16 protein-coding genes and 1 riboswitch are annotated in these 16,787 nt (G+C 75.3%); of the genes, 4 read left to right on the top strand and 12 right to left on the bottom strand.

The genetic code is table 11. The annotated features are described in order from the left end of the window. Positions 1-12: 12 nt before the first annotated feature. From ACI799_RS09590 to ACI799_RS09580, 3 genes are all read right to left on the bottom strand, one after another. Positions 13-1,221 carry a PucR family transcriptional regulator gene (locus ACI799_RS09590; protein WP_456589523.1) on the bottom strand — a complete coding sequence of 403 codons (1,209 nt, stop codon included), beginning with the start codon at positions 1,219-1,221 and terminating at the stop codon, positions 13-15. Between the two features lie 55 nt (positions 1,222-1,276). Next, a complete protein-coding gene (locus ACI799_RS09585) occupies positions 1,277-1,759 on the bottom strand; it encodes a polyadenylate-specific 3'-exoribonuclease AS (RefSeq protein ID WP_456589524.1) in 483 nt (160 codons plus the stop codon). A gap of 154 nt (positions 1,760-1,913) precedes the next feature. Then, positions 1,914-2,675, bottom strand: a complete 762-nt coding sequence (locus tag ACI799_RS09580) for a lysophospholipid acyltransferase family protein (protein WP_456589525.1) — start codon at positions 2,673-2,675, stop codon at positions 1,914-1,916. Positions 2,676-2,785: 110 nt separating this feature from the next. Here ACI799_RS09580 and ACI799_RS09575 point away from each other — a divergent pair, with 110 nt between their 5' ends. From ACI799_RS09575 to ACI799_RS09565, 3 genes are read left to right on the top strand one after another with little or no spacing between them, the layout of a single operon-like run. Further along, positions 2,786-3,604: an alpha/beta hydrolase gene (locus ACI799_RS09575; RefSeq protein WP_456589526.1), complete on the top strand. Its 819-nt coding sequence runs from the start codon at positions 2,786-2,788 to the stop codon at positions 3,602-3,604. After that, on the top strand, positions 3,601-4,281 hold the full coding sequence (locus ACI799_RS09570; RefSeq protein ID WP_456589527.1) for a hypothetical protein: 681 nt from the start codon (positions 3,601-3,603) through the stop codon (positions 4,279-4,281). The genes ACI799_RS09575 and ACI799_RS09570 overlap by 4 nt, the downstream gene beginning before the upstream one ends. 2 nt (positions 4,282-4,283) lie before the next feature. Beyond that, positions 4,284-5,528, top strand: coding sequence for an ornithine cyclodeaminase, nickel-pincer nucleotide-dependent (locus tag ACI799_RS09565; protein ID WP_456612959.1), 1,245 nt, complete (start codon positions 4,284-4,286; stop codon positions 5,526-5,528). On the opposite strand, the gene ACI799_RS09560 is transcribed toward ACI799_RS09565, so the two are convergent. From ACI799_RS09560 to ACI799_RS09545, 4 genes are read right to left on the bottom strand one after another with little or no spacing between them, the layout of a single operon-like run. Continuing rightward, positions 5,525-6,514, bottom strand: coding sequence for an ROK family glucokinase (locus tag ACI799_RS09560; RefSeq protein ID WP_456589529.1), 990 nt, complete (start codon positions 6,512-6,514; stop codon positions 5,525-5,527). The genes ACI799_RS09565 and ACI799_RS09560 overlap by 4 nt on opposite strands. Beyond that, positions 6,511-6,858 carry a hypothetical protein gene (locus ACI799_RS09555; RefSeq protein ID WP_456599759.1) on the bottom strand — a complete coding sequence of 116 codons (348 nt, stop codon included), beginning with the start codon at positions 6,856-6,858 and terminating at the stop codon, positions 6,511-6,513. The genes ACI799_RS09560 and ACI799_RS09555 overlap by 4 nt, the downstream gene beginning before the upstream one ends. Next, on the bottom strand, positions 6,855-8,003 hold the full coding sequence (locus tag ACI799_RS09550; protein ID WP_456612958.1) for an ArsA family ATPase: 1,149 nt from the start codon (positions 8,001-8,003) through the stop codon (positions 6,855-6,857). The genes ACI799_RS09555 and ACI799_RS09550 overlap by 4 nt, the downstream gene beginning before the upstream one ends. Before the next feature lie 5 nt (positions 8,004-8,008). Then, the gene (locus ACI799_RS09545) at positions 8,009-8,440 is read right to left on the bottom strand and encodes an SRPBCC family protein (protein ID WP_456612957.1); all 432 of its coding nucleotides are present in this window, start codon (positions 8,438-8,440) and stop codon (positions 8,009-8,011) included. 157 nt (positions 8,441-8,597) lie between these two features. Here ACI799_RS09545 and ACI799_RS09540 point away from each other — a divergent pair, with 157 nt between their 5' ends. After that, the gene (locus ACI799_RS09540) at positions 8,598-10,391 is read left to right on the top strand and encodes an AMP-dependent synthetase/ligase (protein ID WP_456612956.1); all 1,794 of its coding nucleotides are present in this window, start codon (positions 8,598-8,600) and stop codon (positions 10,389-10,391) included. Positions 10,392-10,433: 42 nt separating this feature from the next. Here ACI799_RS09540 and ACI799_RS09535 read toward each other — a convergent pair whose 3' ends face one another. The 5 genes from ACI799_RS09535 to ACI799_RS09515 form a co-directional block, all read right to left on the bottom strand. Beyond that, entirely contained in the window at positions 10,434-11,558 is a 1,125-nt protein-coding gene (locus ACI799_RS09535) for a glycosyltransferase family 4 protein (protein WP_456612955.1), read from the bottom strand. Beyond that, complete coding sequence (locus tag ACI799_RS09530; RefSeq protein ID WP_456612954.1) at positions 11,555-12,820, bottom strand: M48 family metallopeptidase; 1,266 nt, start codon at positions 12,818-12,820, stop codon at positions 11,555-11,557. The genes ACI799_RS09535 and ACI799_RS09530 overlap by 4 nt, the downstream gene beginning before the upstream one ends. 240 nt (positions 12,821-13,060) lie before the next feature. After that, a complete protein-coding gene (locus ACI799_RS09525) occupies positions 13,061-14,140 on the bottom strand; it encodes an NlpC/P60 family protein (protein WP_456599755.1) in 1,080 nt (359 codons plus the stop codon). 17 nt (positions 14,141-14,157) lie between these two features. Then, positions 14,158-14,334, bottom strand: a riboswitch (cyclic di-AMP (ydaO/yuaA leader). A 176-nt stretch (positions 14,335-14,510) separates the two neighbouring features. Further along, a complete protein-coding gene (locus ACI799_RS09520) occupies positions 14,511-14,819 on the bottom strand; it encodes a hypothetical protein (RefSeq protein WP_456589537.1) in 309 nt (102 codons plus the stop codon). A gap of 83 nt (positions 14,820-14,902) precedes the next feature. Continuing rightward, a complete protein-coding gene (locus ACI799_RS09515) occupies positions 14,903-16,648 on the bottom strand; it encodes a D-alanyl-D-alanine carboxypeptidase family protein (RefSeq protein WP_456612953.1) in 1,746 nt (581 codons plus the stop codon). Positions 16,649-16,787: the final 139 nt, after the last annotated feature.

Raw genomic sequence — 16,787 nt, 5'->3', positions numbered from 1 at the left:
GCAACCCGCTGCTCAGCGGAGGGTGAGGGGCCTCGCCGGCCAGTCGAGCAGGCGCGCTCCGGTGACGGCGACGAGGAGCGGCAGCTGGTCGGCCGGATCCGCCGGGTCGTACCCGCTGAGCTCCCGGATCCGCTGCAGCCGGTAGGTCACCGCACGCACGCTCAGGTGCAGCCGACGGGCCGCCGAGGCCGCATTGCGCCCGCCGGCGAAGTACGCCTCTGCCGTCGCGACGAGGGGTTCGGGGCCACCCCGGGCGTCCACCAGCGGACCGAGCACCGTGCCGACGAGGTCGGCGATCGCCTCCTCGTCCCGGAGCAGCACCCGGTAGACGAGCATGTCCCGCGCGTGGACCACCGGTTCGGGGAGGCTCAGCCGCTGCGCGACCTCGAGGGCGTCCACCGCCTCGCGGTAGGAGCGGAGGACCCCCCGCGGACCGGGGTACGAGCGCCCCACCCCCACCCGCCACCGCGCACGGCGGGTCAGCCGGCCCACCGCCTGGCCGGACAGCTCGGCCAGCGCGTCGTCGTCGGGGGCCCGCCCACCCGGCGCCGGGACCGAGGACAGCACGCAGACGAGCCGACCGTCCTTCGCCGCGACGAGCAGCCCTCGGTCGCCGAAGCGGGCGCGCGCCTCCGCCTCCAGCCACCCGGTCAGGGGCATGCCGGAGTCGGTGGGCCGGTCGGTCGCCGCCACCGTCACGGTGTGGCTGCCGGTCAGCGCCAGCCCCAGCCGGGCGGCCCGCTCGACGAGCGCGCCGACCTCCGACCGGCCGGTGAGCAGGTCGTCGACGAACTCCCGCCGGAACGCCTCCTCGCGACGGACCACGTCCCGCTCGGCGTCGACGTGCCCCGCGGCCAGGGCCGCCAGCGCCGTGTCCGCCCCGCGCCACACCGCCTCGCCGACGGACACCAGGTCGACGGAGCCCGACCGTCCGCGGGAGTCACCCACGAGGCCCGGGAGGCGGGGCCAGAGCCTGCGCGACGCGGTCATGTACAGGTCCACCAGCGCGGGCAGCCCGACCCCCTGCTCCGCCGCCCTCGCGCCGAGCTGCCGGCAGTGGGCCTCCTCGGCGGCCGTCAGCCGGCGCCCCTGCACCGCCACGGCGGTCAGCGCGGTCAGGTACCCGTCGAGCAGGGACGCCGGCACCCCGTGCTCCCGGGCGGAGGCGTCCTCCACCTCCGCCAGCACCTCGGACTCCGGGCGCTCGCTGGGTCGGCCCACACCGGGCACTGTTCCGTCTCCCGCCCCCGGGGTCCACCTGCGGGTGGTGGGCACGTCAGCCCGCGGCCTCGATGGCGTGCCAGCGCGCGAGGTTGTACCGGGCGTCGACCAGCGCGTCGTGGGTGCCCTGCGGCTTCGGCGGCAGCGGCGGCTGCCCCCGGTCGTCCCAGCGCTGCCGCAGCTCCCGGGTGAAGCGCGGGATGGGCCGGGGCAGCGCCGGCATCGCGCCCCACAGCTGGCACAGCGCCACGTGGTCGTAGGCGGCGAACCAGGCCCACAGCTCGATCTCCTCCCCCGGTGCGGTCAGGAAGGAGAGCAGGTCCTCGCGGATCCGCTGGCGGCTGCGCCACGCCTTGTCCGCCGGCGGGGGCAGCTGGTCGAGCACGTTGCGGCGCACCCAGGGAATGGCCTTGCCGGGGTCGAACTCCGTGCTCACGGCGTAGAACTCCCGGCCGGTCTCGTCGACGACGCCGATGGAGACGAGGTCGATCGTGGTGCCGTCCTCGATGAACTCGGTGTCGTAGAAGAAGCGCCGCACGCCGTCCACCGTAGGTCGCCGCCGACGGCAGCTGGTGCGCGCGTTCTTCTCCGTCAACGAGGACCTCGTCGCCCAGTGGGTCCGGGAGCCCCACGATGCCCCGAGCCGCGCTGCTCACGCTGCTGCGCGACGTGCTCGACCGGCTGCTGCCCCGTCAGCCGGCGAGCGTCGTGGGTGCGCGGTCGGCGGCCTCGGTGACCGGCGGCTGCAGGGTCGCGATGACGTCGTTGGCGCTGGCGCCCGTCGCGTCCATCGACTTCTTCACCGTGGCGCCGTAGACGTCGACGTACTCCTGGCCCGACAACGTCATGATCTCGTACATGATCTCATCGGTGATGGAGCGCTCGACGAACCGGTCCCCGGCCAGCCCCTCGTAGCGGCTGAAGTCCAGCGGCTCCCCGAAGACGACCTTCACCCGCATCAGCTCCTTGCCGAAAGGCAGCTTCCGGGAGCTGTAGCACATGGCCACCGGGATCACCGGGACACCGGTCTCCAGCGCCATGCGGGCGACCCCGATCTTGCCGCGGTAGAGCCGGCCGTCGGGCGAGCGCGTGCCCTCCGGGTAGATGCCGAGCAGCTTGCCCTGGCGGAGGATGCGCAGGCCGGTCTGGATGGCGTTCTCGGCCGCCGACGCGCTGGACCGGTCGATCGGCACCTGGCCGGCGCCGGAGAAGAAGGCACGCTGCAGGAAGCCCTTCACGCCCTTGCCGGTGAAGTACTCCGCCTTCGCCAGGAAGGTCACCCGCCGCTTCAGCTGCAGGGGCATGAAGATCCAGTCGGCCGCGGAGAGGTGGTTGCTCGCCAGGATCGCCGCACCCGTCGCCGGCACGTGCTCGACGCCCTCGGCCTTCGGGCGGCAGACCACGGTCACCGCCGGACCGATCGCGACGAACTTGAGGAACCAGTAGAACAACACGCCTCCCTCGGGGACTGCCAGACTAGGGAGCCTGGGGCCCCGATCACAATCCGGGCCCCGTCGTGAGGTAGCCGACACCGGCGCGACGCCGGATGCCGAGGAGGAGCGCCGTGCCCGGACCGACCCCCGTTCCCGAGGTCATGCCCGGCGCCGAGCCGTTCGAGTTCCCCGGCGGCGAGGGGCCGGCGGGGCGCACCGGCGTGCTCCTCGTCCACGGGTTCACCGCGACGCCGATGAGCGTGCGGCCCTGGGGCGAGCACCTGGCCGCCGAGGGCTTCGCCGTCCGGTGCCCGCTGCTGCCCGGCCACGGCACCCGCTGGCAGGACTGCAACGCCAGCACCTCCGACCAGTGGACGCAGACGGTGGAGCACGCGTTCGACCAGCTCGCCGCCACCTGCGACCGGGTGTTCGTCGCCGGCCTCTCGATGGGCGGGACGCTGGCCACCCGCCTGGCCGAGGTGCGCGCGGGCGACGTCGCCGGACTGCTCCTGGTGAACCCGGCGCTGACGACCCAGCGGCTGGACGCCAAGCTGCTCCCGCTGCTGGCCCGGCTGACCCCCCGCTGGGCACCGATCGCCAGCGACATCAAGAAGCCCGGCGTCACCGAGCTCGCCTACCCGAAGCTGCCCACGCGCGCGATGCTGCAGCTGCGCGGCCTCTGGGCCGCCACCCGCGCCGACCTGGGGCTGGTCACGGCGCCGGTCATCGTCTTCCGCAGCGCCGAGGACCACGTCGTGGAGCCCGTGAACAGCGCCCTGCTGCTGGCCGGTGTGGCCAGCCCGGACACCACCGAGGTCGTGCTGGAGGACAGCTACCACGTGGCCACCCTGGACAACGACGCCCCGCTGGTCTTCCGCCGGTCCGCCGAGTGGATCCGCGCGCGCGTGCCGGTGGACGAGACCGGCGCCTCGTCGGGCGGGCGTCGGTGACCGAGCGGCGCGGACGGGGCCGCCGCGACAACGGCCTGGACGCCGCGCTCTGGAGCCCGGTGCGCGACGTCGACCCACGCGTGGGCGAGCACCTCCTCGACGTCCTCGAGGCCGCCGGGATCGCCGCCTACCTGGAGCCGGCCGCCGACGTCGGCCCCTACACCCGGTCGGTCGTCCTCCCCAGCCCGCCGTCGGACCGGCTGTTCGTCGACCGGTCGCGCCAGGCCGAGGCGCGGGGGCTGGTCGAGCAGCACGCCGACGAGCACCCGGCCGAGCCGCGCGTGCTCCGCCGGCCCGCCGGGCGCGACCTCGACGAGGACGCCGAATGGCGCCGCATCGTGGCCGCCTTCGAGGCCGAGCACGGCCCCACGGCCGTCGACGGGGCGCCGTCGGACGCGCCCCCGCCGACGCCGCACGAGGTGCCGGTGCTCGACCGGCCGGAGGAGCACTTCGAGCCGCCGGCCCCGCCGCCGCTGCCGGTCCCCGCACCGGCGGTCCTCTACGCACTGCTGCTGGTGGCCGCCGGCATCCTGCTCATCGGCGTCCCCTCGATCATCGGCCTCTCGGCCGACGCCGGCCTCGTCCTCGGGGTGGGCGTGGTGGCCGGTGGCGTGGCGCTGCTGGTCTCCCGCATGCGCGACCGCTCCGACGACGGCGACGACGGGGCGGTGGTCTGAGCATGGGCACCGCCACCGCCACCGTCACCGTCGCGGGCCACCTGATGGACACCGGCACCCTCGCCCGCATCCTCGACGACGTCCTGGAGTACGGCGGGGACTACCGGATCGCCGACCTGGCCCTGGGGCGCGAGCACGCCGACGAGTCGACGGCGCTGATCGAGATCACCGCCGACGAGGCCGAGCGGCTCGAGCGGATCCTCATGCGGGTGCAGGTCCACGGGGCCAACGCCGTCGACCCGGGGACGGGGACGGCGACGACCCGCCCCGCCCCCGCGGACGGGGTCTTCCCGGACGACTTCTACTCGACCACCAACCTGGAGACCCTCGTCCGCCTGGACGGGGAGTGGCTGCGGGTGCGCAACCCGGAGATGGACTGCGGCCTGGTGGTGTCCACCGAGGAGACCGGCACGGTCGTGCGCACGGTGCCCGTGAGCGACGTGCGCGCGGGAGACACCGTCGTCTGCGGGGCCCAGGGGGTGCGGGTGGAGCTGCCCGTGCAGGCCCCACGCGGCACGGAGGACGACTTCGGGTTCATGTCCTCCGCGGTGTCCAGCGAGAAGCCCCAGGCGCTGCTGGTCCGGCAGATCGCCGAGCGCATGCGCGAGGTCAGGGCCGCCGGGAAGCGGGTGCTGTGGGTGGGCGGGCCGGCCGTGGTGCACACCGGCGCCGCCCCCGCGATGGTGCGGCTGATCCGCGCCGGCTACGTCGACGTCCTCTTCGCCGGCAACGCCCTGGCCACCCACGACATCGAGTCGGCGCTGTTCGGCACCTCGCTGGGGGTCGACCTCGCGAAGGGCTCGGGGGTGCCGCACGGCCACGAGCACCACATCCGCGCGATCAACACGATCCGGGCGGCCGGCTCCATCCCGGCGGCCGTCGACTCCGGCGTCCTCACCGGCGGGGTCATGCACGCGATGGTGCAGGCGGGGAGACCGTTCGTGCTGGTCGGCTCGGTGCGCGACGACGGGCCGCTGCCCGACGTGCACACCGACGTGATCGAGGGTCAGCGCGCGATGCGCGCCGAGCTGCACGACGTCGGCTTCGCGATCATGGTGGCGACGATGCTGCACTCCATCGCCACCGGGAACATCCTGCCGGCGTCGATCCCGCTGGTCTGCGTCGACATCAACCCGGCCACGGTCACCAAGCTGGCCGACCGGGGCAGCGCGCAGGCGATCGGCATCGTCACCGACATCGGCCTGTTCCTGGAGCAGCTGGCCCGGGAGCTGGCGCCGGCGGACTAGGCCTCGCCCTCGGCGACGGCCCTCCGCACCAGGTCGGCCGCGCCCACGATGCCGGCCTGCGGCCCCAGTTCGGCGACGACGACCCGGGGGCCGGGGCGGAAGCCGCGGCCGGGCAGGGCGCGCTCCAGCCGCTCCCGGGCGGGCCGCAGCACCATCTCGCCGAGCACGCTGACCCCGCCGCCGATCACCACGACCTCGGGGTCGAGCACCGCCGCCAGGTCGGCGATCCCCTGGCCCAGCCAGTACCCCACGTCGGTGACCAGCTCGAGCGCCAGCGGGTCGCCGTCGTAGGCGGCGCGGGCCACGTGCTCGCCGGTCAGCCGGTCGGGCTCGCAGTCGACCCGCTCCAGCAGCAGCGCGGCGGCCGCCGGCGAGGTGCGGGCCACCTCCCGCGCGGTCTGGCCCAGCGCCGTCCCGCTGGCGTACTGCTCCCAGCAGCCCCGGTTGCCGCAGGCGCACAGCCGCCCGTCGGGGACCACGCGCATGTGCCCCCACTCCCCCGCGACCCCGTGCGAGCCCCGGCGCAGCCGCCCGTCGAGCACGATGCCGCCCCCGATGCCGGTGCCGAGGGTGATCATCAGCGCCAGGTCGGCACCCCGGGCGGCGCCGTAGCGGTACTCGGCCCACGCCGCGGCGTCGGCGTCGTTGCCCACCCACAGCGGGCGCTGCAGCCGCGCGCCCAGGTCCTTGCGCAGGGTGGAGTTCCGCCACGCCAGGTGCGGGCTGAACAGCACGGTGTCCCCCGTGCGGTCGAACCAGCCGGCGGCACCCACGCCGACGCCGACGACCTCGTCCCCCAGCCCCCCGGCGAGCTCGTCGACGACGGCCGCGATGGCGTCCTCGGTGTCGCTCACCGAGGCGCCGGGCGTCGCCCGCCGCGCGGTGGCCACGATCGTGCCGTCGGGCGCCACCAGCCCACCGGCGACCTTGGTGCCGCCGATGTCGATGCCGAGCGCCGGGCGGGCCGTCACCCCCGGCCCGGTCACGCGATGTCGATCCGCTGGACGGCCGGCTGGCCGGTGGACTGCTCGGTGGGCTGCTCGGGGGGCTGCTCGGGGGCGCGGTCGCCGGTCGCCGGGGTGGCGCCGCCGGCGCCCTGGTCCTCCGCGAACGCCCGGAGCGCGGCCGCGGTGGTGGTGAGGACGTCGGCCAGCGCGGCGGTCACCTCGGGACGCTCACCACGGACGACGGCGGCCGCCTGGCAGACCGGGCACCAGCGGCAGTCCCCGCCATGCCCGTCGCCGGAAGCGGCGGCGGGCCGCTCGGCGCTGGCCCGGACGACGTCGAACAGGCGGCGGGCCTGGTCGAGCCAGTCGGCACCGGTGGTCATCTGATCCTCCCCTCGGCCGCCAGGAGGTCGGCCGGCCACTGCTGCGGATCCGGGCGGAAACTGACCTCGAGGCGGGCGTCGGCGGTGCCGGGGGCGAGCAGCCGTCCCCCCGTCACCTCGCACCGGCGCAGCAGCGAGTCCAGGCGCAGCGAACGACGATCCTCCCCTACCGACAGCACGAGGTCATCGCCCCACCGGGTCAGCCCCACGGCGGCGCGGTCGGCGAAGGGCAGCGGGACGACCAACTGCCACCCGGACCCGCCCCGGTGCGGGGCCGGTCTCGCCGGCCCGCCGGACGCCGGGAGATCCAGCCCGTCCAGCAGGGCCCGGGCACCGGCCACGTCCGCCGGTGAGGCCGGCAGCTCGGGGACGTCGTGCACGGCGGCCACCTCCGCCAGCCGGGACCGGGCGGCGTCCTGCTCGGCGATGCGTCCCGCCCACCACTCCCCCGGACCGCCGACCGGCAGCACCCGGGCGAGCACGGTGGCGACCCGCAACCCGTGCAGGGCCAGCACGGTCGCCGCGTTCCGCAGCTCCGGCACGGCGGGGCCGCGGGCGGCGGCGGCCAGCCAGACCGCCGTGGCGGTCGAATCGGCCAGCCGCTCCCGCGCGAGCAGCCGCTCGAGCCCGGGCAGCGCGGCGAGCAGCGCGTCCACCGGTCCCTGGCGGGCCGCCCCCGCCGCCACCGTCGCCGTCCGCACGGCGGCCAGCGCCCGGGCCGTCGGCGGCAGCGCCTGGTCCAGCCACCAGCGCAGGACGCCGGGCAGGGCCGCCAGCGCCAGCCCGTCCCGCAGGGGGCCGGCGTCGACCACCACCAGGTCGGCGTCGGCGGAGCCGAGGGCCACCATCAGCGCGAGCTCCTCGGCGCCCGGCAGCGGCAGCACCGAGCTGGCCGGCGGCAGCTCCAGGTGCGGCAGCAGCGCACCGAGCGCACCGGCGTGGGCTCCCCACAGGTCCTCGACCGCCCGGCGTCCCTGCACGCGCAGCGTGCGCAGCCCCGGGACCTCGTCGAGGCCGGGCACGGGTGGCGGCTGCCGGGAGAGCAGCAGCGTGCGCCGGCCCTCCTGGGCGGCGCGGACGGCCGCGGCGGCCGCCAGCGTCGAGGAGCCCGTCCCGCCGGGGCCGGTGACCAGGAGGGTGCGCACTCGGCTCAGCCCTCGACGCGCTTCTTGAGCTCCTTGAGCGCGGTGTCGAGGATGACCTTCTCCGCCTTGCGCTTGATCATGCCGAGCATCGGGATGGAGAGGTCGATGGTGATCGAGTAGGTGACCTCGGTGCGGCCGCCGGTCTCGGCGAGGGTGTAGGAGCCCTCCTGCCGCTTCTGCATCTGTCCCTGGACCAGCGTCCAGGAGACCCGGCGGTCGTCGTCCCAGGTGTACTCGAGGACGTAGTCGTCCTTCACCGCGCCGGCGTCCAGCACGAAGTGCACCCGCCGGGCCCGGCCGTCCGCGCAGGTCTCGAGGACCTCGACCTTCTTCGCGGCGGTCACCCACTGCGGATACGAGGGGAAGTCGGCGATCACCGCCATGACCTCGGCCGCAGGCGCCTCGACGACGATCGACTGGGTGGACTGGTCGGCCATGGGCAGCAGGCTAGCCGCTCCCCGCCGTGCCCGGCCCCCGTACGCCACGGCACTCGGCTACTCCCGGGTAGCACCAGCCGCTAGATTGTTCGGACGTCCCCGTACCGGGGCCGCGGGCGACGGTGCCTCCGGACGGTCGGGGAGGAAAGGACCGGGCGTGCGCGAGTTCAGCGTTCCAGCAACCCACGAGGTGGGCCCCGACGAGGCCCTCACCGACATGCTCACGACCAACGTCGCCGAGCACGGGAACGAGGTCGGCCTCCGGCGCCGGGTGGACGGCCGCTGGACCGACGTGACCTGGCAGCAGTTCGGCGAGGAGGTCCGCGGCGTCGCCAAGGGCCTGATCGCCGCGGGGGTGGCCGCCGGCGACCGCGTCGCCCTGCAGGCCAAGACGCGCTACGAGTGGACCGTCCTCGACTACGCCATCTGGACCGCCGGCGCGGTCGTCGTCCCGGTCTACGAGACCTCCAGCGCCGACCAGGTGGCGTGGATCCTCTCCGACTCCGGGGCCACGGTCGCCGTCGTCGAGCGCGACGAGCACGCCGCCGCCATCGAGTCGATCCGGGACCAGGCGCCCGAGCTGAAGGCCGTCTTCGTCATCGACGACGGCGCGGTCGAGCAGCTGACCGCGACCGGCCGGGAGGTGCCCGACGGCGAGCTCGACGCCCGCCGGGCCACGCTCCACGCCGACAGCCCGGCCACGCTGATCTACACCAGCGGCACCACGGGCCGCCCCAAGGGCTGCGAGCTGACGCACGCCAACTTCCTGTTCGAGATCGGCAACGGCATCACACTGCTGGACCGGTTCATGAACGTGCAGGGCTCGCTCCTGCTGTTCATCCCGCTGGCCCACGTGCTCGCCCGCGTGCTGCAGGTCGGCGCCATCAAGAACCGCACCGTCATCGGCCACACGCCCGACGTGACGAACCTCGTCGAGGACCTCGGCGAGTTCAGGCCGACGTTCGTGCTCGCCGTCCCCCGGGTCTTCGAGAAGGTCTTCAACTCGGCCAAGGCCAAGGCGGAGGGCGACGGCAAGGGCAAGATCTTCGACCGGGCCGCACAGGTGGCCATCGACTGGTCCCGCGCCCAGGACACCGGCGGCCCGGGGCTGGGCCTGCGCGTGCAGCACGCGCTGTTCGAGAAGCTGGTCTACGGCAAGCTGCGGGCCGCCCTGGGCGGGCGCTGCCTGGGTGCCATCTCCGGCGGTGCCCCGCTGGGCGAGCGGCTCGGCCACTTCTTCCGCGGCATCGGCGTCACCGTCTTCGAGGGCTACGGCCTCACCGAGACCACCGCGGCCGCCTCGGTGAACCACGACGCGGCCCTGCGCATCGGCACCGTCGGCCGGCCGCTGCCCGGTGTCACGTTCCGGATCGCCGAGGACGGCGAGGTGCTCATCCGGGGCGGCATCGTCATGCGCGGCTACTGGAACAACCCGGAGGCGACGAAGGAGGCCATCGACTCCGAGGGCTTCTTCCACTCCGGTGACATCGGCGAGCTCGACTCGGACGGCTTCCTCAGGATCACCGGCCGGAAGAAGGAGATCCTGGTGACCGCGGGCGGCAAGAACGTCGCCCCGGCGGTGCTGGAGGACCGGCTGCGCGCCCACCGGCTGGTCAGCCAGTGCATCGTCGTCGGCGACCAGCGGCCCTACATCGCCGCGCTGGTGACCCTCGACGAAGAGGCGCTGCCGCAGTGGCTGGAGTCCAGGGGCAAGGACACCTCCCTCACCGCGGCCCAGCTGCGGGAGGACCCCGACGTGCTCGCCGAGCTCGACGCCGCGGTGCAGGAGGCCAACAAGGCGGTCTCCCAGGCCGAGGCGATCAAGAAGTTCACGGTGCTGGCCACCGACTTCACCGAGGACAACGGGATGCTGACGCCCAGCCTGAAGCTGAAGCGCAACGTGGTCATGAAGGAGTTCGGCTCCGACGTGGACGCGCTCTACAGCCGCTGAACGCCGCGTACCGAGGCCCGCCGCGCCCCTGCGCGGCGGGCCTCAGTGCTTCGTGAGGAGCTCGTCGAACGTCGCGGCGATCGAGGTCCAGGACCACCGCTGCTCCACCCAGGCCCGCCCGGCCAGGCCCATCGCCCGGGCGCGCCCCGGGTCGTCGAGCAACCCCACCAGAGCCGACGCCACCGCCTCCGGTGACCGCGGGTCCACCACGTGCCCGGTGACGCCGTCGCGCACCGCCTCCGGCGCACCGCCCGAGGTGCCCGCGACGACCGGGCGGGCGCTGGCCGCGGCCTCGAGGAAGACCATGCCGAGGCCCTCGACGTCGAGTCCCCCGCGCCGGGTGCGGCAGGGCATGGCGAACACGTCTCCGGCGGCGTAGTGCGCCGGCAGCTCGTCGTGGTCCACCGGGCCGGTCAGCACGACGGAGCCCTGCAGGCCGCGGGCGGCGATCGCACGACGCAGCTTGCCCTCGTCCGGCCCACCACCGACCAGCAGCAACCGGGCCCCCGGGTGACGGGCGAGCACCCGCGGCCACCCCGCCACGAGCACGTCCTGCCCCTTGCGGGCGACCAGCCGGGAGACGCAGACGACCACCGGTGCGTCACCGAGCCCGTGGCGGGCACGCACCGCCGTCCCGTCGACCCCGGGGGCGAACCGGTCGACGTCGACCCCGGGCGAGAGCTGGGCCAGCCGGGTGCGGCCCCCGAGCGGCGGGGCGAGGCGCTCGCGGGTGTACTCGCTGATGTAGGTGAGGACGTCCAGCCCCGTGGCGATCCGCTGCATCACCTGCCGGCTGCCCGGGAGGGCGACCCAGCCGGTCTCGTGGCCGTGCGTGGCGCCGACCAGGTGCCGGACCCCGGCGGCGCGCAGCGCGGGCGCGAGCAGCCCCAGCGGCGCGGCCGCCCCGAAGAACGCGGTGTCGCAGCCGTACCGCTCCACCAGCTCCACGGCCGCGCGGGCGGTCGCCCGCGTCGGGAGGAGCATCCCGGTCGGCCGGCGCACCACCGGATAGGGCAGGGATCGGTCGTGCTCGGCCGAGCCCGGTGCGTCCGACGCCAGCACGACCAGCGAGTCCGGCGTCCGTCGCTCCAGCAGCGCCGCCACGAAGGTCTGGATGCCCCCTTGCCGGGGCGGGAAGTCGTTGGTGACGACGAGCGTCCGGCTCACGGCCCCTCCAGGCGCGCCCAGTCCTCGGCCATCGCGATGCGCTGCGCGGTCGTGGGGTGGCTGCCGAAGAACCAGTGCCAGGCCGCCGGCGGGTCCGGATCGCCGAGGTTGGCCGTGGCGAGCCGCTGCTGCATGGCGGTGAAGGCCTCCGGATCGCGGGTGAGGTCGAGGGCGTGCAGGTCCGCGCGGGCCTCGACCTGGCGCGACACCAGGTTCTGCACGGGTGTGGCCAGCAGGCTGCCCACGGCGACGAGGAACAGCAGCAGGGGGACCACGCGGGGGTCGCCGGCCGAGGGCGCCCCGGCGCGGCGCAGCAGCGGCGTCCACATCAGCAACCAGCCGAGCAGGGCGGTCGCCGCGCCCGCGCCGAGCGCGCCCATGAGCGTGCCGGTGAGGACGTCGTCGGTGGCGACGTGCCCGAGCTCGTGCGCCGCGATCGACTCGATCTCCGCGTCGGGCAGCTCGCCGAGGACGGTGTCGTAGACCACGATGCGCCGGGTGGAGCCGAACCCGGAGACGTAGGCGTTCAGCGCCGTGGTCCGCCGGGAGGCGTCGGAGACCAGCACGTCCTGCACCGGGGTGCCGTTCTCCTCGGCGAGCGCCAGCAGGTCACTGCGCAGCTCACCCGCCGGCAGCGGCTCGAAGGAGTTGAACGCCGGCTCGATGACCACCGGGTAGAGGAACGAGCCGACGACGACGAAGCCGGCCACTGCCGCCCCGCCCCAGGCCCACCAGGTGCGCGGCGCGCGACGGACCAGCCACAGGAAGGCCAGCACCACGACCACTGTCAGCGCCGCGCTGATGGCCCACGAGACGGCGACGTCGCGCAGCCAGAGCCCCCAGCCGCGGGTGGACAGGCCGTAGCGCGTGCGCACGGACTCCGCGTAGGCGGAGATCGGCAGGGTCACGGCGCGGCCCAGGAGGAGCAGGACCGGCACCCCCAGCACCACCTGCACGACCCAGCGGTCCCTCCACCGCGCCCCCAGCGACCGCATCAGGCGGGCCCCCAGCGGGGTGAGCCCCAGCACGGCCGAGACCGCCAGCCCGAGGACGAGGGAGAGCAGCGACGCGGGTCGCAGGGCGGCGGCGAAGGCCTCCGCGCGCTCGATCGCCGCGGGGTCCAGGCCAGCGGTCGGGTCGGGCTCGGTGTGCCCTCCGGGCGGTTCGGGCAGCACGTCCCACGGGGTGCGGACGACGATGACGACGACGACGGCGATCCCCAGCAGGGCCGCGGCCACCAGGGCGGCCCGGCGAACGCTCACCCGGCCGATCCTAGGCGGGCCAACCGCAGCGGCCCGTCCCGGTTCGGGGACGTGCTGGGCGGCCGGCATCCTGCTCGACCCGGTCGCGAGGCCCGCCCTCACCGTGTTCCCGTCCTCCGGGCCTGCCCGAGGTCCTCGGGATCGGGCCCTCGGTCACCTGACCGGCCAGCGACCGCGAGGGCCGGCGACCCCTGTCGGGATCACCGGCCCTCGTTCCTCGCTGCGATGCTCCCGGAGCCGTCAGCCGGCGATGCGACGGGCGCTGTTGTAGTTCCCCATCGAGTCCACGCTCGCCACCTTCACCGGCTGGCCGGAGGTGGAGGCGTGCACCATCTGGCCGTTGCCGATGTACATGCCCACGTGGCTCACCGGGCTGTAGAAGAACAGCAGGTCGCCAGGCTGCAGCTCGCCGCGCGAGACGGGCCTGCCCATCTGGCTCTGCGACCGGCTGGAGTGCGGCAGCATCACACCCGCCGCGGCGTAGGCGTACGACGTCAGCCCCGAGCAGTCGAAGGCGTTCGGCCCGCCGGCACCCCACACGTACGGGTCCCCGATCTGGGCGAGCGCGGTGTTCACCGCCACCTGGGCGGCCGAGCTCGGCGCGATGACGGCGCCGGTGGGCGCCGGGAGGCCGGTACCACCGTGGGCCTGCGCCACCTGCTCCTGCTGCGGCGCGGTGAGCGCCTCGTACCGGCGCTGGTAGTCGGCGATCTTCGCCTCGAGCTCCTCCTGCTGGGCGGCGATCTGCTCCACCGTCCGCCGGGCGTCCGCCGCGGCCTCCTCGGCGGCGTCGCGGGCCTGCTCCGCGTCCTCGGCCGCGCGCGACACCTCGGTGAGCACCTCGCTGGTGTGCCCGGCGATGGCGTCGAGGGTGCCCAGCTGGTCGACCAGCTGGTCGGCCGAGGTGCTGGTCAGCAGGACGTCGAGCGGCGACATGCCGCTGCCGGTGTAGACGCTGCGGGCCAGCCGGCGCATGTGGCCGTCGAGGGAGCCGAGCCGGCCCTCCGCCTCCGCGACCGCCTCGCTCGCGGCCTGCGCGTCGCGCTGGTGGCCCTCGAGGACGACGCGCGCCTCGTTCAGCTGCTCGGAGACGACCTCCAGCTCGTGGCTGGCCTCGGCCACCTGGGCGGCGATCTCGTCGGCGGTGCCGGGGACCGCCGACGCGGTACCCGGGAGGACGGTGACGGTCAGGGCTGCGACGGCGCTGACCAGGAGCCCCGAACGGAGCGGTCCGAAGCGGCGGGCGCTGGCGGAGCTGCGCCGGCCGGCGGTGTGGAGTTGTTCGGGGGCGTGCGTCAGTAGTGCGTGAGGGGTCGCCACGTGCGGCGGCTCTCCGTTTCTTCCACTTCGACCGCCGACCGAGTTAGCTGACGGGTTCGGGCTGGGAAGACTGGCCCTATCCCCCACCCACCGGCGAGCCGGCGGCGGGAGAACTCACCCCAGAGTGCGGTGGGTCCCCGGTACACCTCGGGCGCAGTGGTGCGCGCCACGCGGTGATTAGGCGGTGTCCGGTCGAGGCCATCCATCGATGGATGACGACCACCCGGCCGAACGGAGGGAACCCTACGACCGTGATGCGCCTGTGACAAACAGGGACAGCTGAGACGTGTGCGTCGGGCGCCTGGCCGCCCACCTGGGCATTCACCCGATCGGGTGGTCACCCGGCCCTCGCCGCGGGGTGCGGCGGCGATCAGCCGGTGCGCCGTCCGGACCGCTCCCCGCCGTGCCCGTCGGGATGCCGCAGCGGGGGAACCAGGCCGCCCTCGGCCAGCGCGCGCACGGCGCTGCGTTCCACCTCGTCGAACTCCACCACCACGCCCGGCGGTGGCACGACGACGTCCTCGGCGGCCGCGGCCGGCCCGCCACGCGGCCGCCCGGTCATCGGCACGACGACCGGGTCGCCCCCCTGCCACCCGGGCGGGGCTCCCAGCAGCACGGTCACGACGCAGTCGGCGCAGCCGGTCCCGCGGGCGGTGCAGGTGTCGCAATCGATGAGCATCGCTTCTTCTCCTCCGTGAGTTGCTGCGCACGGTAGGAAGGGCCACCGACATTTCCGCCGCGCCACCGACGGCCCGCGCCGGATCAGCTGCCCGCGAACTCCCAGTGCCACGGCTCCTCGCGCCCGTTGCCCGGATCGGCCCACGTGGGGTGCAGGAAGCCGAACCGGCCGGCGTTGGCAGCCATCCAGGCGTACTGCGGGGTGCCGAACGTCTCGACGCCACCGCACAGGTCCACCGCCAGACCCCAGCCGTGGTTGCTGGTGCCGGGCACCGCGGCCAGGGCCGGCTTCTCCCCGTACAGCCGCACCTGGCTTGCGTAGGTCCGGTAGGAGTCGGTGATGCACAACGGGCTGCCGAAGGCGGTCGCGTAGGCCGCCGACATGGCGCGGTAGGCGGCGGCCGCGTCGCAGCGCAGCGCGTGCCCGCCGACGCCCAGCGGGCACATGGCGCTGGGCGGGATGAGGCCGTTCGGGTAGCCGCCCCATGCGCGGGCTCCGTCGTAGCTGGGCGGGTAGACGGTGTTGCCGCACTCGGTCCGCAGCGCCCCCGCGGCCGGCCCCGGGACGGCGACAGGGGGCCGCTGGCCGAGGACCGGGCGGCCGATCGCCAGCACCTGGTCGCCCGGCAGCGTGCGCACCACGACCGCGCCGGCCCGCGCGTCAGCGGTCAGCATGGTCCGCGGGTCCAGGGCGATGCCCACGTGCCCGAGCCCCGCCTCCGGGGAGCCCAGGAAGACCAGGTCGCCGGGGAGGACGTCGGCGCGGTCCACCGGCACGGCGCTCGCGAACAGCTCCTCCTGCGTCGCGGGCAGCTGGACACCGGCCCGGCCGTAGGCCACCCGGACCAGTGCGCCGCAGCCCCAGGACTCCGGCCCCGCCGTCCCCGGCGCGTACGGCTGCCCCAGGGCCTCCATCGCGCCGCTGACGGCGGCGAGGGTCTCGGCGGGCAGCACCAGGAGCGAACTCGGCCGCCCGGGCAGCTGGGCCACCCCGCGCTGCGCGCCGCCCCCGGCGGCGCCCACCGGAGCCAGGCGGTCGGGGAGGCTGCGCTCGGGTTCCCGCAGCGCAGCGGCGGGCACGTCCGCGAGGCCGGCGGTCCGGAGCTGGTCGACGTAGGCCCGCCAGCTGGCCGCCGTCTGCTCGTTCACCGACGCCTGCTCCCCCTGGAGCGCCGCCAGCTGCCGGTCGACGACGGCGAGCGTGTCGTGCAGCTCCGTGGTGACCGCGTCGGCGGCCGCCTCCAGCGCGGCCACCCGCGCGGCCACCTCGTCCGCCCGCCCCTGGGCTGCGTCGAGCGCGGCCTGGGCGCGCTGCTGCTGGTCCAGGGCGGCGCGCCGGTGGCTCTCCGCGATGCCGATGAGGTGGGCGAGGTGCGCGTCGACGGCGTCGAGGAAGCCCATGCCGGCGAGGACCTCCCCCGGATCCCCACCGGCGAGCAGGAGCGTGAGGGGGGTGAGGGCGCCACCGTCCCGGTAGACGGCGACGGCGTACCCGGCGACCTCGCGCTGGTGCCCGGCCAGCACGCCCCGGGCGTCCTCGAGCACCGCCCTCGCCTCGTCCACCGACCGCTGCGCCTCGGCCAGCGCCTCGCGTGCGGCGACGACCTGCCCCTGGCGCGCGCGGAGGTCCTCCTGGACCTCGGCGGCCCGCCGTTGCAGCTGGTCCAGGTCGCGGCTGTCCAGCACGCCGGAGGTGCCACCCGGCTGGTCGCTGGGCGCGGCGGCCACCGGCCCGGCGGGCAGCAGCACGGCCGCGCCCGCCACCAGCACCGCGGCCACCACGCACCGCCGGGCCCGGGCGGGCGGGCGCCACCTCGAGCGCGCGGGCATCACCGACCACCTCTGCCTGCGGGCCGGTCGAACCGGACGCGACGGCCACTGGCAGGCATGGTGTCCCGATCGGGGCCGGAACACCAGGTCCCACTCGATGCGGGCAGCCCCGGACCCCCGGTCAGGGGGCCGGTGCGCG

This window comes from Blastococcus sp. SYSU DS0753 (assembly GCF_054051175.1).
This window is presented reverse-complemented; position numbering and strand designations above follow the sequence as displayed.